This window comes from Paracoccus aeridis, from assembly GCF_004923205.2.
GTDB classification, from domain to species: domain Bacteria; phylum Pseudomonadota; class Alphaproteobacteria; order Rhodobacterales; family Rhodobacteraceae; genus Paracoccus; species Paracoccus aeridis.
Genome location: NZ_SELD02000019.1, coordinates 1 through 15,309, shown reverse-complemented (window position 1 = coordinate 15,309; position 15,309 = coordinate 1). Strand labels below are relative to the sequence as shown.

The window sequence follows — 15,309 nt, the reverse complement described above, 5'->3', positions numbered from 1 at the left end:
AGGTGGAAATGTCGTCAGTTGAAGGCGTGCCCGGTGTGGGAGCACTGGAAGCCGGGCAGAAGAAGGTGGGCGAGGAAACGCTTGCCCCGCAACGCGAGCGGATCATGGACCCGTGGTCCTATCTGTTCGCCTGGCTGGGGGGTTGCGTGTCGATCGGGACCTTCACCGTGGGGTCTGGGCTGGTGGGGACGCTGAACCTGCTGCAGGTGTTCCTGGCGATCGCGATCGGATGCACCGTCATCGGCCTCGCGCTGGCCATAAACGGGGCCGCCGGACACAAGTACGGCATTCTATTCATGGTTCAGGCCCGTTCGTCCTTCGGATTTGCCGGGACGCGCCTGCCTGCGCTGGTCCGGTCGGTGCCGGCCATCGTCTGGTTCGGCTTCCAAAGCTGGATCGGCGCGGGCGCGCTGAACCTGGTGTCGGTGACGCTGTTCGGATTCGACAGCATCGTGTTCTGGTTCATCGCCTTCCAGTTCCTGCAGATCGGCCTGTCGGTGCTGGGCTTCAGCGGGATCAAGTGGCTGGAGAACATCGGCTCGGTCTTCATCATCGGCGCGCTGATCTACATGTTCTTCAGCGTCATCAACAAATACGGCAACGAAATCTCGACCAATCTCCTGCAGGCCGAGGGAAGCTGGGGCGCGCCGTTCTGGGGGGCCACCATGCTGTTCCTGGGCGTCTACAGCACGATGATGCTGAACGTCTCGGACTATTCGCGGGAACTCAAGGAAACCGTCTCGCCGCTGCGGCAGGTGGTGATCTACGCGAACTCGATCCTGCCCGCGACGCTGTTCATGGGGCTGATCGGGCTGATGGTGTCGAGCGCGACCGGAGAGGTCGACCCGATCAAGGTCTTCTCCAGCGCGGTGGACAACAAGGTCCTGCTGATCATCACGCTGCTCTTCATCGTCTTCGCGCAGGTGACGACGAACGTCCTGAACAACGTCATCCCGCCGGCCTATGCGCTGATGGATGTCTTCAAGCTGAACTTCAAGACCTCGGCGGTTCTGGTCGGGTTGCTGGCCTTCGCGACCTTCCCCTGGGAACTGGTCAAGGACGAATCCGCGGCCGGGCTGAACCTGTTCATCCAGACCTATTCGGCCTTCCTGGGCCCGATCTTCGCGGTGCTGGTGGTGGATTACTATCTTTTGCGCAAGCGCCAGCTGAACCTTGACCTGCTCTATGACGAGAACGGCCCCTACCGGGGCGTGAACTGGGCGGCCATCATCGCGACGGCGCTCGGGGTCGTGGTGGCGCTGATCTTCAACAGGATCTCGTGGTATGCCAGCCTGATCCCGGCCGGGCTGGCCTACTACATCCTGATGAAGTCGATGCCCTCGGCGCGCCGGTTCCTGGCGAACTGACATCGATCCGGCCGCCCCCGCACGGGGCGGCCGGCTACGCCCCCCTCTCCGACTGATGGAAGCAATGGCGCGGCATGGGCATCCAGGCGCGCATCACGGGATAGCGGTTTCATGTCTCACCCCGGCAGATGCAGGCCCGCGAGGTTCCAGGCCCCAATGAACAGGGTTCCGATGACCAGCAGCGCGCCGAGACCATGTTTCCACCGGAAAGCGACGCCACGTCATTGACAGCTTTGGCGACGTCGTCCTTCGTATCCCGGACTTGCGTGCTTGACAGGGGAGGATGCCGCTATGTCCGAAGTTACTGATTCTGCAGACCGGAAAGGGAACGCCGCAGCCGAGAGTGCCGCGGCGCTTGAGCATCCCGCATCGCCGGCGCGCCGAGGATTGCTGAAGACCACCGGGCTTTCCGCCCTGGGCGCGATGATCGGCATGGCAATCCCGTTCGAGCGCAATCTTCCTGCCGGGATCGTCCCGGTGGCGCTCGCCCAGGATTCGGGAGAGGAACTGATGGGAGGCAAGTCCGGCCTCACGCTGCTGAGCGACAAGCCCCTGAACGCCGAGACGCCCGCGCATCTGCTGGACGACGACGTCACGCCCTATGAGCGGATGTTCGTGCGCATGAACGGGCTGGCGCCGCAGACAGCGCTCGACATGAACGCCGAGGGCTGGACGCTGGCCGTGGACGGCGAGGTCGAGACACCGCTTGAACTGACGATCGACGATCTCAAGTCGCGCTTCGAGACCGTCACCCGGCGGCTGGTGATCGAATGCGGCGGCAACGGGCGCGCCTACTTCTACCCTGGCACCTCGGGCAACCAGTGGACCATGGGCGCGGTCGCCTGTTCCGAATGGACCGGCGTGCGCCTGAAGGACGTGCTGGAAGCGGCCGGGGTCAAGCCGAGCGCGGTCTACACCGGCCATTACGGCAACGACGTGCACCTGTCGGGCGACGACGAGAAGCAGTCGATCTCGCGCGGTGTCCCGATCGCGAAGGCGCTGGAGGAGGACGGCCTGATCGCCTGGGCCATGAACGGCCAGCCGATCCCGGCACTGCACGGCTTTCCGCTGCGGCTGGTGATCCCGGGCTATCCGGGGTCCGTGTCGCAGAAATACCTGACCCGGATCTGGGTGCGCGACCAGGTGCATGACGGCGAGAAGATGGGCGGGGATTCCTACCGGATGCCCGCGTATCCGGTCGCGCCGGGGACCGAGGTGCCCGCCGAGGACATGGAGATCCTGACCGTGATGCCGGTGAAGTCCGTCATCACCTTCCCGCAGACCGGGGCCGCAGCGCCCGTGGGCCAGGCCACCGAGGTGCGCGGCCATGCCTGGGCAGGCGATGGCGACGTCAAGGCGGTCCATGTCTCGACCGACTTCGGCCAGACCTGGACCGAGGCCCGGCTGGACCCGGCCCCGAACCGCTTCGCCTGGCAGCGCTGGCGGGCGGACCTCACCCTGCCGGAAAAGGGCTACTACGAGGTTTGGGCACGGGCGACCGACATGAACGGCGTCAGCCAGCCGCCGGTATCCCCGGGCTGGAACCCGCGCGGCTATGCCAACAACATCCAGCATCGCATCGCCCTGATCGCGGGTTGACCGATCCCGGACGCGGCGGCTGGCGCCGCGGCGTCCGCCTTCCTTTCCCAGCGAGATTTCCCATGCGACAGTTCAAGACGATTGCCGCCGGCCTGACCGCGGCCGCCCTGCTGACGGCCGGACCGGCGCGCGCCCAAGCCGTCCCTGACCCGATGACCGCCCTACTCGAGCACCCGCCCTATGACGCGCTGCATCCAGCGGGCACGCCCAGGACGGACGACCATGCCGTGGCGGCGCAGCCGGGCACGGTGGCGGATCCCATGGCCGCCGCCGTCCAACCGCAGGACGGCGCGGCGGCCCGAGACGACCTGGCCCAGGCCGCGCCCAATCCCGAATTTGGCGACCTGCCCGATGGTCCCGGCGCCGAGGAAACCTACTACCAGTGTGTCGCCTGCCATTCGACCGCGATCATCCGCCAGCAGCGCGTGACCGACGCCCGCTGGGATTACCTTTGGCAATGGATGGTGGAGGCCCAAGGCATGGTCGAGCCGGACGAGGAGACCAAGCGCGTGATCCTGGCCTACCTCAAGCAGCATTTCTCGTCCGAGCGCTGAGCGGCACGGGCGCTTGCCGGGCTTCGCCTGCAGGCCTCAGCCGGCCTCCCGTCGCGCCGGAGCGGCGGACTGGTCCTGCCATCCTGTCAAGGCGTCCAGCAGCGCCGCCGCGCCCGCCGCGGCAGAGGCGCCCGCCAGCGTCGGCGGTGCGGGTGAAGGCGGCATAGCCGGCGTCCTGAGTGGAAAACGCGCCCGCTATCAGCGACATGGCGGCTAGACGGCGTATCGATGGATATAGCCGGGCTGGGCCCTTCAGCAGCCCTTACCGTAGTCGGAAGGTCAGCGACAGCAGCACGACCCGTACCTGATGCGCTTCGACCTGCCGGCCTACAGCACGGCTGTTAGGCTCGGCTTCTCGCGCAATCCGGGCTCGCGCCTCGACTACCCGCTCGAGGGCCAACGCGCGCGACCTGTCCCGAAGCAGTTGTGGCGCCGGCCGCCTAACCGCGGAATCATCCGGGTTGGCAGCGATGTCCACGACGCCCGGCACCCGGATCGCTTCGCGCCCGAGATCGGGGTGCCAGCGGCACAGGCGGGGGCCGTCAAGAATTTTGTTGCAAACGAAACGAAAATGGGCACAGTCGGCTGGTGGAGCTGTTGGGGGTGATCGAGTGATGAACGGCGCGGCGAGTTCGGCGCAATCCGGCTGTCCCTTTCACGGCTCCGCGGCCGGGCGCAGCTTTGATCCCTTTGGCCCGGCCTATCAGGCCGACCCGGCCGAGGCGCTGCGATGGTCGCGCGAGGGCGAGCCGGTCTTTTTCAGCGAGCCGCTGGGATACTGGGTCGTCAGCCGCTACGATGACATCAAGGCGATCTTCCGCGATCCGATCCTGTTCTCCCCCGCGAACGTGCTGGAAAAGATCACCCCGCCCTCGCCCGAGGCGGTCGAGGTACTGCGCCGCGCCAATTACGGGATGAACCGAACCCTGGTGAACGAGGACGAGCCGGCCCACATGGCCCGCCGCCGCGTCCTTCTGGACGCCTTCACCCCCGAGGCGCTGGCCGCCCACCAGCCGATGGTGCGCGATCTGGTCCGGGCCAAGCTGGACGCCATCGTGGACCGCGGCCGGTCCGATCTGGTCGCCGACTTGCTGTGGGACGTGCCGCTGACCGTTGCGCTGCAGTTCCTGGGCGTGCCGCCCGACGACATGGACCGCCTGCGCAGCTTTTCGGTCGCGCACACCGTCAACACGTGGGGCCGCCCGTCGCCCGAACAGCAGGTCGCCGTAGCCGAGGGGGTGGCCGCCTTCTGGACCTATTCGGGTGAGGTGCTGGCCCGCATGGCGGCACGCATCGACGCGGGCGAACATCCCCACGGCTGGATGTACGACATGATCGCGAAGAACCGCGTCATGCCGGACATCGTGACGGACAACTATCTGCATTCGATGATGATGGCGATCATCGTCGCCGCACATGAAACCACGGCCCTCGCCTCGGCCAACATGTTCTGCCGACTGCTCGAGGACCGGGCGCAATGGGACGCGATCTGCGCGGATCCCGGCCTGATCCCTGCGGCAGTCGAGGAATGCCTGCGCCATTCGGGCAGCGTCGTCGCCTGGCGGCGCGTGGCCACCGCCGACGCGCAGGTCGCGGGCGTGACCATCCCGGCGGGCGGCAAGATCCTGATGGTCACCGCCTCGGCCAACCACGATCCGCGCCATTTCGACAACCCCGATGCGCTGGACATCTGGCGCGACAACGCAGCCGACCACCTGACCTTCGGCTATGGCGCACATCAGTGCATGGGCAAGAACCTCGGTCGGATGGAAATGGCCATCATGCTGGAGGAGGTCTCTCGTCGCCTGCCGCATCTGCAGCTCGAGGATCAGGCCTTCACCTTCCTGCCGAACACATCGTTCCGTGGGCCGGAGGCGGTGTGGGTCCGCTGGGACGTGGCGCTGAACCCCAAGGGCACTCGCCCGACGCGCGATTTCCCGGTCGGGGCGCCCGACCGCAAGGCGATCCAGCGGCAGCTCACGGTCAAGGACGCCCGCCCGCTGGCCGAGCGCGTCCTGGGTATCACGCTTGCCGATCCGCGGGGCCGGCCGCTGCCGGCCTGGACCGCCGGCGCGCATGTGGAAATCGTGCTGCCGGATGGCGAGGGGCGCCGTTATTCCCTGTGCGGGCAGCCCGGCGGGGACTGGCAGATCGCCGTCATGCGCGAGGATGCGGGCCGTGGTGGCTCGCGCTGGATGCATGAGAACGCCCGCCCCGGCATGACGCTGGCCGTGCGCGGGCCGCGCAACCATTTCCGCCTGGACGAGGCGGCACCGGCGCATATCCTGATCGCCGGGGGCATCGGGATCACCCCGATCCTGGCGATGGCGGACCAGTTGAAGGTGCAGGGTCTGCCCTATGAGCTGCACTATGCCGGGCGGGCTGCCGAACACATGGCCTTCCTGGATCGCGCGCGCACCGATCACGGGGACGCGCTGCACCTGCACATCGCCGCCGACGGCCGACGCGCCGATCTGCCGGCGCTGGTCGGGCAGGCCGTGCCCGGCACCCGCATCTCGGCCTGCGGGCCGGGGCGGCTGCTGGACGAACTCGACCGGCTTGTCGCGGGCCGCCCCGACCTGACGCTCGCCTTCGAGCATTTCACCGGCGGCGAGTCTGCCGGCGCGCTGGGGCAGGGCATGCCCTTCACCGCCGTCTGCACTGACAGCGGCCTGACGCTGGAAGTGCCGGGCGACCGGACGTTGCTGCAGGTGCTGCGCGGGGCCGGGCTGGACGTGCCCTCGGACTGCGAGGAGGGCCTGTGCGGCAGTTGCGAGCTTGCCGTGCAGTCTGGCGCGATCGAGCACCGTGACCGTGTCCTGACCGCTGCCGAGCGCGCTGCAGGGGACCGGATCATCACCTGCTGTTCGCGCGCGCGCGGGCGGCTGGTTCTGTCAATCTGAACGACGATCCAAAGGGAGGAACCATGAAGAGCATAACCACCATCGCCGCCGCGGCCGCCGTCGCAGCCTCGGCCGTGCCCGCGTCGGCCGAGATCACGCTGAAGCTGTCGCACTATCTGCCGGCCGTCCACGGCATCCAGACCGACTTCATCGTCCCCTGGACCGAGCAGGTCAGCCAGTGCACCAACGGCGAGGTGAAGTTCGAAATCTCGCCCGGCGGCACGCAGCTGGGCAACGTCGCCAAGCAGCAGGAACAGGTTCTGGCCGGCGTCGTGGACATCGCCCACGGTCTGACCGGCGCGCCGCGCGGCCGTTTCCCCCGCACCTCGCTGATCGAGATGCCGTTCCTCAGCCGCGATGCCGGATCGGCCACCCATGCGCTGTGGTCGCTGTATCCGACCGAGCTGAAGGACGAATACAAGGGACTGAAGGTGCTGGCTCTGCACGCCCATAACGGCGGGCTGCTGCACACCAACGGCAAGCACGTCGAGACGATGGAGGACATGAAGGGCCTGCGCATCCGCACTCCGTCCCCGGCCGTGTCGGAGATGCTGACCTATCTGGGCGCGACGCCGCAGGCGCTGCCGCCGGGCGAGGTCTACGAGAATCTTCAGCGCCACGTCGTCGACGGAACCGTGTTCCCGTGGGATCCGGTCAAGAGCTTCGGCCTGAACGAGGTGCTGACCGACCACCTGGATGCGGGCTTCTACACAGTCTCGTTCTTCTTCGTGATGAACCAGAAGAAGTACGACAACCTGCCCGAAAACGTGCGCAAGTGCATCGACGACGCCTCGGGCGACAATCTGGTGCCCAAGTTCGCCGACTGGTGGAACAAGTGGGACGATGCCGGCAAGGCCGAGGCCGAGGCCGCAGGCCACAGGATCACCGTTGTCTCGGAGGAGGAGCGCGCCCGCTGGCGCGAGGCGTTGGCGCCGATGCTGACCAAGTATCTGGAAACCGCCAAGACCGAGGGAGTTTCCGACCCCGACGCCCTCTACAAGGCGTTCCAGGACAAGGTCGCCGAGTATGAGGCCGCGCATCCGGCCAAATGATGCATTCCGCCCGCGCGGGCCGTCCGCGCGGGACGTCAGCCCTTCGGGAGGGGATGGATGGAAGGTCTACTGCGCGGCATCGACCGCCTGATGGAAGTATTGGGCGCGATCGGCGTGCTGTCCTACTGCACCGCTGCCGCGGTCAGCGTGGCGGACGTGATCGGCCGCCGCTTCGGGATGCCCGTGGTCGGCGTGGTCGATCTGGTGCAGCTGTTCGTCATGGCGGGAGCGTGGCTGTGCATCCCCTGGGGTTTTGCCGCCGGCGCCCATGTCGGCGTCGATTTTCTGCTCGAACGGATGCCCGCCGGCGCGGCGCGAGGGCTCCAGGCCGTGGCGGCGGTGATCGCTGCGGCGGTGATGGCGCTGGTCTTGTGGAAATGCTTCGGCGCCTGGCAGATGCAGGCCCTGCTGGGGGACAAATCCCAGCAACTGGGCATCCCGATGAGCTATTTCTGGGTGCCGCTGCTGGTCGGGGCCGCGGCCTCGATGCTGGCTGCGCTGGCGGTCGTGATCCGGCTGGCCAGCGGGCGCGCCGTCATGTCCACGCAGGCGCACTGAAAGGGAGCCGTCATGTCGATGCCGACAATGGGAATCGCCGGGTTCGTCCTGGCGCTGGCGCTGATCGCTCTTGGCCTGCCGGTCGCGATCGCGATGGCGGTGGTGGGCCTCGGGGGCGTGTGGCTCGCCGGCGGATGGGACCAGATGGTCTATGTGCTGGGCACCGCGCCGTTCGAGTCGATCTTCCCCTATTCATTCAGCGTCATTCCCCTGTTCGTCCTGATGGGTGTCTTTGCCGCCCGCGCGGGCCTGTCGCGCGCGCTGTTCGAACTGGTGAACGGCTTTTTCGGCCACTGGCGCGGGGGTCTTGCCGTGTCCACCATCGGCGCCTGCGCGATCTTCGGGGCGATCTGCGGCTCGTCTCTGGCAACCGTCGCCACCATCGGCCGCGTCGCCATGCCCGAGATGAGGCGTTACGGCTATGACGACAGCCTGTCGTCAGCCTCGGTCGCGGCGGGGGGCACGCTGGGTGTTCTGATCCCACCATCCATCATCCTGGTGATCTTCGGTCTGCTGACCCAGACCTCGATCGGCAAGCTGTTCGTGGCTGCGATCGTGCCCGGCATACTCGGCACCGTGCTGTACGCCATTGCGGCGATGATGCGTGCCCGCATTCGCCCCGACCTCGCCCCGCGGGCCGAGCGGATGGCATGGTCCGGCCGCTCCGCGCTGTTCGAGCGCGTCTGGCCGGTGCTGGGGCTGTTCTTCCTCGTCATCGGAGGAATCCAGTTCGGCTGGTTTTCCCCCACCGAGGCGGCGGCCGTGGGCGCGTTCGGCGCCTTCGTCCTGGCGCTGATCGCCGGGAGCATCACGGGCGCCACCCTCCGCGAGATCGCGCGCGAGACAGCGGGCCTGACCGGCATGATCTTCCTCATCATCATCGGCGCGTCGTTCTTCAACTTCTTCCTGGAAACGACCGGACTGCCGCGGATGCTGGCAGAATCCATCGCCAATTCGGGCCTGCACCCGACCCTGGTGATGGTGCTGATCCTGCTGTTCTACATCGTGCTGGGCTGCTTCATGGATTCGATGTCCATGGTGCTGCTGACGGTGCCGCTGCTGGCCCCGGTCGCGGTGGCGCTGAACTTCGACATGATCTGGTTCGGCGTGCTTGTCGTCACCGTGGCCGAGATCGGGCTGATCACCCCGCCGGTCGGAATGAACCTGTTCGTCGTGCAGGCGACCGTGCCTGGGCTGAAGCAGGCGACCGTGGTACGCGGCATCCTGCCCTTCATCCTGGCGGACTTCGTCCGGCTGGCGCTGCTGGTCGCCTTCCCGGCGATCACGCTGTGGATGGCGACGTGAAACGCTCATGATCTTCGGTCCGTTCGGAAATGTAGTGGCCGGCGAGCGGCCCTTTCCCGAGTGCCTGGAACGTCGACATGCCGCGCCTTGTCGTCGACCCGATTGCTCGACTTGCGGGCGGTCCGTCCTTCGCTGGGGGTCATGTGAACCTTGACCCCTGCCCTCCGCTGCGCTGGAAACCTCTTTCTTCCGCCATCCTGCTGGCATTGTCCTTTCAAGGGAACCAGCGGCAATGCGGTCTTCGACGTCCTCTGCTCCTGCGGCCACAACGCCCGAAAGATCCTCTCCCATCTCAGGACGCTTTTGGCTCTTGATCGTCTTCCTCGGGGCGCTCAGGCCCGCCAACCTCACGCAACAGGCACTGCCGCCATCTGGCTGAAGCCCTGGCGTGAAAGAAAAGGGTCTGCAACTTGAGAACAGCTTTCAAAGCCGATCATCAGGTCCGCAGAGTAACATGGAGGTTACCTCCTCAGAAAGTTCTCCATGCGGGTTTGTCCGTGTCGACATCCCTGTAACAAAGGGCAACAACTGGCGCCGCGCAATCTCGAGAACGCGGCGCAGTTCAGCCACCGGCTGCTCATGGGCGTCAACGCGTAAATCGAGCAGCGGATATTCCTCGGTGCCATGAATCTTCAGGCTGGCCGACTGCCGGCCGCGCATATCCCCGCCCGCTGCCTGCCCAGCCTCCAGAGCTCGCATGAGCCGTTCGTCCAGCGCTTCAGCCGCAGAAACCTCCATGGACTGGGCCATCGCGGCGATAACCTCGGCTCCGGTTAGCATGTTGCCTTGACAGGCAAAGCCGTCGCCGCTCGCCTCGCCGAACCAGGGCGTGCAGTCGTCACCGCTGTGCTGGGCCACTCGCCCGGCTGCGTCGACAATCCCCACCTGGCGCACCTTGCGGCCCGGATCGTCGGCGATCAGCCGCGCGAGCGCCTCGGGCGCGGAGAGACCTTGGGCCAGCAGCGTCAGGCCGTCGATCCCGAGGTAGGGGTTCACCCAGCTTTGCGTGGCGATGGCGCCTACGCCGGGCGCGACGAAGGGGCAGATGGCGCCCACGGCCGGCACCGCGGTCGAGACGGCTACCCCGAGCTGGCCGGTCCGGGCACAGCGGGCGGCGACGGAAAAGGTCATGCGAGGGCCTCCTTGCGGGCGAATGCGTGGCGCGGGTCGGGGACTGCGGCGATCAGCCGGCGGGTATAGTCCTCGCGCGGGGCGCGGAACACCTGCTCGGCCGGGCCGAACTCGACCAGGCGGCCGTGCTGCATCACGGCGACCTGATGGCTGACCTGACGGATCACGGCGAGGTTGTGGCTGACGAACAGCGTGGTCAGCCCCAACTCGGCCTGGATGCGGGCGAAGAGCCGCAGCACCTGCGCCTGGACCGAGACGTCGAGGGCCGAGGTCGGCTCGTCGGCGAGGACCACCTGCGGGTCGAGGATGATCGCGCGGGCGATGGCGACGCGCTGCTTCTGGCCGCCGGACAGCTGGTGCGGCAGCCGCTCGGCGAACTCCGGCCCGAGGCCGACATGGCCGAGCAGCGCGTCGATGCGGGCATCGCGCTCGCGCCCGGTGCCGATGCCGTGCACCTCGAGCGGCGCGCGCAGGATGGCGCGGATCGTCTGGCGCGGGTTGAAGGACGAGGCCGGATTCTGGAACACGGGCTGCACCCGGCGGCGAAAGTCGCGCAGCGCCGTACCCCGCAGGCTGGCGATGTCCTGCCCGCCGATCAGCACCTGACCGGCGCTGGGCCGCGTCAGGCCAAGGACGATGCGCAGCAGCGTGGACTTGCCCGATCCGCTTTCGCCAACAATGCCGAGGGTCTGACCGCGCGGCACGGCGAGGCTGACGCCCTCGACCGCAGCGACGCCAGGGCCGCGGAACATGCCGCCGCCGAAGGTCTTCGAGACGTTACGGATCTCGATAAAGGGATTGCTCATGTCCCGACCTCCGCAAGCGGTGCGTCGAGGCTAGGGGTCGCTGCCAGCAGCATGCGGGTATAATCCTCGGCCGGGGCGGTCAGCACCTGCTCCACCGGGCCGTGCTCGACGACGCGGCCGCCGTTCATGACGTAGACATAGTCGCAAAGCTCGGCCACCACGCCCAAGTCGTGGGTGATGAACATCATGCCCGCCCCGCTGCGGTCGCGGATCGCGCGCAGCAGGTCGAGGATGCCGGCCTGCACGGTCACGTCGAGCGCGGTAGTCGGCTCGTCGGCGATGATCAGGCGCGGTTCGAGCGCGAGGCCGGTCGCGATCATCGCGCGCTGCTGCATCCCGCCCGAGAGCTGGTGCGGCCAGGCGCGCACGGTCTGTTCGGGCCGGGCCATGCCGACCGCGCGCATGAGGTCGAGGACCCGGCCGCGCAGGCCGGTGCCGGTCCCGCGCCGGTGCAGCGCAATCGGCTCGCCCACCTGAAAGCCGACCCGCAGCGTCGGGTTCAGCGACTGCAGCGCATCCTGCGGGATCAGCGCGATGCGGTTGCCGCGCACGTCGCGCATCGCCGCCTCGGGCAGCGCGGTCAGCTCCTGCCCGTCGAGGCGGATGCTGCCGGAAAGGTCGGCGGTCTTGGGCAGCAGGCGCATGACCGAGAAGGCGGTCATGCTCTTGCCCGAGCCGCTTTCGCCGATGACGCCCACGATCTCGCCCGGATGGACCTCGAGGGTGACGCCGTCCACCGCCGTCACCACGCCCCGTCGGCGGCGGAAGCGGACGCGCAGATCGTCAATTGCAAGGACCGGCTGCTGGCCGGGTCGGGCATGCCTGCGGACCATGTCAGTCCCTCAGATGCGGGTCGAAGGCGTCGCGCAGTCCGTCGCCCACAAGGTTGAAGCCAAGGACCGTCAGGAAGATGGCGCAGCCCGGCACCACGCTGATCCAGGGAGCTTGGGCCATGAAGCCGCGGCCCGTCGAGATCATGTTGCCCCAGGACGGATCCGGCGGCTGAGCACCAAGGCCGAGGAAGGACAGCATCGACTCGAGCAGGATGGCATAGCTGAAGGCGGCCGCGGCCTCGACCAGCAGCGGCGCGATGATGTTCGGCAGCACCTCGCGCGCGATGATCCGGGTGTGGCCCATGCCGATCGCCTGCGCCGCCTCGACATACTGCTGGCGCATCACCGCCTGCGTGGCGGCGCGCGCCAGGCGCGAGAAGCCGGGGATGAAGATGATGCCGATGGCCAACATCGCATTGAAGACCGAGGTGCCGAGCGCCGCCATCAGCACCACCGCGAGGAGGATCGCCGGGAACGAGAACAGGACCTCCATGAAGCGCATCAGGACGAGGTCGAGCCAGCCACCGAAGTAGGCAGCGAGGACGCCGATCACGGTGCCCACGACGAGGCCCAGAAGCGCCGCGGTGAAAGCCACCTGCATTGAGACGCGCGTGGCGAAGATGGCGCGCGAGAGCACGTCGCGGCCGAGCTCGTCCGTGCCGAGCGGATGCGCGGCGGTGGGCGGCGAGAGCATCTGTGCCACGTCGAGATCGAGCGGTCCATAGGGCGCCACCTGCGGCGCAAAGATCGCCACCAGCAGCACGGTCAGGACGATTACCCCGCCGATCAGCGCCAGCCGCCAGCGCGGCCAGTTGATTTCACGCCCCATCTCAGGCCGCCTTCTTGTCAGTGACGCGCGGGTCGAGCAGCTGCACCGCCACGTCCACGATCAGGTTCACCACAAGAACGAAGACGGTGATCGAGAGCGCGCTTGCCAGCAGGACCGGGTAATCCCGGTTGAGGATGCCGGTCAGCACGAAGCTGCCGAGGCCGGGAATGCGGAAAATGTCCTCGATCACCACGACCGATCCGAATAGGAAGCCGAACTCGACCGCGGCGACGTTGAGATAGGTCGAGAGCGCGTTGCGGATCGCGTGGCGCAGCACGACGACGCGCTGCGGCGCGCCCTTGGCGCGGGCGGTGCGAATGAAGTCCGACGACATGACCTCGATCATCGCCGCGCGCATGATCCTGACCAGCAGCGCTGACGATACGATCCCGAGCGACAGCGCCGGCATCACCATCAGCCGAAGGTTGGCAACCGGATCCTGCGAGAAGGGGATGTAGCCGCCCGGTGGCAGCAATTTCAGCCGCAGCGTCAGCAGCAGGATAAGCAGCGTCGCAAGAAAGAAGCTGGGCACTGCGCCGAAGAGCGTCGCCAACGTGGTGATGATGCTGTCGGACGCCCTCTGATGGCGCAAGGCGGCCCAGGTGCCGAGGGGGATGGCGATCAGGTTCGCCACGATGAAGGCCAGGCCCGCAAGCTCCAGCGTGACGAGAAAGCGCCGCCCGAGTTCGGGGCCGACATCGACGCCGTTCTGGAAGCTCGTGCCAAAATCGCCGTGCAGCGTGTTGCTGGCCCATTCAAGGTACTGGACGTAGACCGGCCGGTCGAGGCCGTGGGTCGCGTTGAAGCGCGCGATCGCCTGAGGCGTCGCGTCGATCCCGAGCGCCGCGCCCGCTGCCGTCCCCGGCACGACCTTGATCGCGACGAACAGCAGCAGCGAGGCCACCACGAGGGCAAAAAGGAACGACAGCAGGCGGGTGACGAGCGCGGTCATGATGCTTTCGGTCAGCGTCGGGAAGGCCGGGCCCACGCGCAGCGGAGGCCCGGCGAGCAGCGGTATCCCGTCCGGTCACTCGGTGAGCCAGGCGTCCTTGATGGTCTTGAGGAACCCGGTCCGCATCGGCTTGAAGCCCTGCAGCTTGTCGGTATGCGCCGTCAGGATGAACGAGTTCACCAAGGGCACGATCGGCATCTGCTCGAGCGAAAGCTCCTGCTGCTGCTTGTAGAGGGCTTTGCGCTCGTCGGGCGTGACGGCGGTCTTGGCCTTCAGCAGAATGTCGGTCATCGCCGGGTCGCAGGATTTCTGGACGTTGATCGACTGGTCGCAGTTGTAGTTGGCGCCGACGAAGTCGTCGGGGTCGGCCAGCGGACTGAGCCAGTACATCGCCGTCATGTCGAAGTTCGACGGTCCCCAGACCTCGTCCCAGAAGCGCGGTACCTCCATCGTCTCGATCTTGGCCTTGATGCCGACCGCGGCAAGGTTCGCCTGTATGATCGGCGCCATGGCTACCATAGTCGGGAAGGACGAGGCCATCGTCATCGAGGTCTCGAAGCCGTCGGCCAAGCCAGCCTCGGCCAGAAGCGCCCTGGCCTTCTCGGGGTTGGCCTTCGGGGTAAAGTATTCCAGCCCCGAGAACGCCCAGTTCCAGTCGGGGATCACGCCGCCGACCGTGGGCTTGGCCTGACCAAAGAAGGCGCCGCGGACGATGGCGTCGCGGTCAATGGCATGGGCGATCGCCTGGCGCACCTTGGGATAATCGAGGGGCTGACGGGTGTTGTTCGGCAGCAGCCAGAAATAGCGGCTGCCATCGAGGGCCTGGCCGACGATCCCCGGGGTCGAGGTCACCATCGCCCAGTCCTTGGGCGGGATCTCGTTCGAGAAGTTGATCTGACCCGAGACCATGGCGTTGGTCAGCGCCGTCACATCGGCGATGAGATGCATCTCGAGTTCGTCTACGTGCGGCTTGCCGACTTCGAAATAGGCATCGTTCCGCACGAACTTGACCATGCTGCGCGGGGTGTAGCTGACGAACTTGAACGGTCCCGAGCCGACTGGATTGGCGTTCAGGTCATGGCCGCCCTCGACCAGCTTCTTCGGCACAATCGAGCTGCCCGGAAAGGCCATGTAGGTCAGGAACGGCCCGGTCGGGGCCGAGAGGGTAAATCGCACAGTCAGCGGGTCCACCACGTCTACGGCGGTGATCGTGTCGAGCTGCGACTTGTAGGAATAGCCCGAGTCCGGTGCACGAATGCGGTCGAAGGAAAACTTCACGTCCTCGGCCGTGAGGTCACTGCCGTCGTGGAACTTGACCCCGGAACGCAGCTTGAAAGTGTAGCTCTTGCCATCCGGGGCAACCTCGAAGCTTTCCAGGCTGCTGATTTAGTCAGGACTGGGCGGAACGTTTTCCTCGTGG

At 67.0% G+C, this 15,309-nt stretch carries 15 protein-coding genes; 8 read left to right on the top strand and 7 right to left on the bottom strand.

Features of this window, described 5'->3' with window-relative positions; genetic code table 11:
• The first annotated feature begins 8 nt into the window (after positions 1 to 8).
• The 3 genes from ELI80_RS09080 (at position 9) to ELI80_RS16425 (ending at position 3,520) form a co-directional block, all read left to right on the top strand.
• The gene (locus ELI80_RS09080) at positions 9 to 1,367 is read left to right on the top strand and encodes an NCS1 family transporter (protein ID WP_136650966.1); all 1,359 of its coding nucleotides are present in this window, start codon (positions 9 to 11) and stop codon (positions 1,365 to 1,367) included.
• Between the two features lie 387 nt (positions 1,368 to 1,754).
• On the top strand, positions 1,755 to 2,966 hold the full coding sequence (locus ELI80_RS09075) for a sulfite oxidase (RefSeq protein ID WP_236641407.1): 1,212 nt from the start codon (positions 1,755 to 1,757) through the stop codon (positions 2,964 to 2,966).
• A 62-nt stretch (positions 2,967 to 3,028) separates the two neighbouring features.
• The gene (locus ELI80_RS16425) at positions 3,029 to 3,520 is read left to right on the top strand and encodes a hypothetical protein (RefSeq protein ID WP_236641406.1); all 492 of its coding nucleotides are present in this window, start codon (positions 3,029 to 3,031) and stop codon (positions 3,518 to 3,520) included.
• A 36-nt stretch (positions 3,521 to 3,556) separates the two neighbouring features.
• Here the strand turns inward: ELI80_RS16425 and ELI80_RS16520 are convergent, their stop codons facing one another.
• Positions 3,557 to 3,685 carry a hypothetical protein gene (locus ELI80_RS16520; protein ID WP_268939864.1) on the bottom strand — a complete coding sequence of 43 codons (129 nt, stop codon included), beginning with the start codon at positions 3,683 to 3,685 and terminating at the stop codon, positions 3,557 to 3,559.
• A gap of 142 nt (positions 3,686 to 3,827) precedes the next feature.
• Here ELI80_RS16520 and ELI80_RS09065 point away from each other — a divergent pair, with 142 nt between their 5' ends.
• Genes ELI80_RS09065 through ELI80_RS09045 form a run of 5 tightly spaced genes read left to right on the top strand, consistent with a single transcriptional unit; the run spans position 3,828 to position 9,338 of the window.
• A complete protein-coding gene (locus ELI80_RS09065; RefSeq protein WP_143803209.1) occupies positions 3,828 to 4,127 on the top strand; it encodes a hypothetical protein in 300 nt (99 codons plus the stop codon).
• A 7-nt stretch (positions 4,128 to 4,134) separates the two neighbouring features.
• The gene (locus tag ELI80_RS09060; RefSeq protein WP_136650964.1) at positions 4,135 to 6,423 is read left to right on the top strand and encodes a cytochrome P450/oxidoreductase; all 2,289 of its coding nucleotides are present in this window, start codon (positions 4,135 to 4,137) and stop codon (positions 6,421 to 6,423) included.
• 23 nt (positions 6,424 to 6,446) lie between these two features.
• A complete protein-coding gene (locus ELI80_RS09055; protein WP_136650963.1) occupies positions 6,447 to 7,475 on the top strand; it encodes a TRAP transporter substrate-binding protein in 1,029 nt (342 codons plus the stop codon).
• A 57-nt stretch (positions 7,476 to 7,532) separates the two neighbouring features.
• Positions 7,533 to 8,033: a TRAP transporter small permease gene (locus tag ELI80_RS09050; RefSeq protein WP_201740596.1), complete on the top strand. Its 501-nt coding sequence runs from the start codon at positions 7,533 to 7,535 to the stop codon at positions 8,031 to 8,033.
• Positions 8,034 to 8,045: 12 nt separating this feature from the next.
• The gene (locus ELI80_RS09045) at positions 8,046 to 9,338 is read left to right on the top strand and encodes a TRAP transporter large permease (RefSeq protein WP_136650962.1); all 1,293 of its coding nucleotides are present in this window, start codon (positions 8,046 to 8,048) and stop codon (positions 9,336 to 9,338) included.
• 423 nt (positions 9,339 to 9,761) lie between these two features.
• Here the strand turns inward: ELI80_RS09045 and ELI80_RS09035 are convergent, their stop codons facing one another.
• From ELI80_RS09035 to ELI80_RS09015, 6 genes are all read right to left on the bottom strand, one after another.
• Positions 9,762 to 10,469 (bottom strand): DUF1028 domain-containing protein, encoded by a 708-nt coding sequence (locus ELI80_RS09035; RefSeq protein ID WP_136650960.1) that lies wholly within the window; start codon positions 10,467 to 10,469, stop codon positions 9,762 to 9,764.
• Positions 10,466 to 11,275, bottom strand: a complete 810-nt coding sequence (locus ELI80_RS16215; protein WP_201740595.1) for an ABC transporter ATP-binding protein — start codon at positions 11,273 to 11,275, stop codon at positions 10,466 to 10,468. Before ELI80_RS16215 ends, ELI80_RS09035 begins: the two co-directional genes overlap by 4 nt.
• A complete protein-coding gene (locus ELI80_RS16210) occupies positions 11,272 to 12,108 on the bottom strand; it encodes an ABC transporter ATP-binding protein (protein ID WP_201740594.1) in 837 nt (278 codons plus the stop codon). Before ELI80_RS16210 ends, ELI80_RS16215 begins: the two co-directional genes overlap by 4 nt.
• A gap of 1 nt (position 12,109) precedes the next feature.
• The gene (locus ELI80_RS09025) at positions 12,110 to 12,937 is read right to left on the bottom strand and encodes an ABC transporter permease (RefSeq protein WP_136650959.1); all 828 of its coding nucleotides are present in this window, start codon (positions 12,935 to 12,937) and stop codon (positions 12,110 to 12,112) included.
• Position 12,938: 1 nt separating this feature from the next.
• Complete coding sequence (locus tag ELI80_RS09020; protein ID WP_136650958.1) at positions 12,939 to 13,889, bottom strand: ABC transporter permease; 951 nt, start codon at positions 13,887 to 13,889, stop codon at positions 12,939 to 12,941.
• A gap of 75 nt (positions 13,890 to 13,964) precedes the next feature.
• Positions 13,965 to 15,266, bottom strand: coding sequence for an ABC transporter substrate-binding protein (locus ELI80_RS09015; RefSeq protein WP_268939867.1), 1,302 nt, complete (start codon positions 15,264 to 15,266; stop codon positions 13,965 to 13,967).
• Positions 15,267 to 15,309 lie beyond the last annotated feature (43 nt).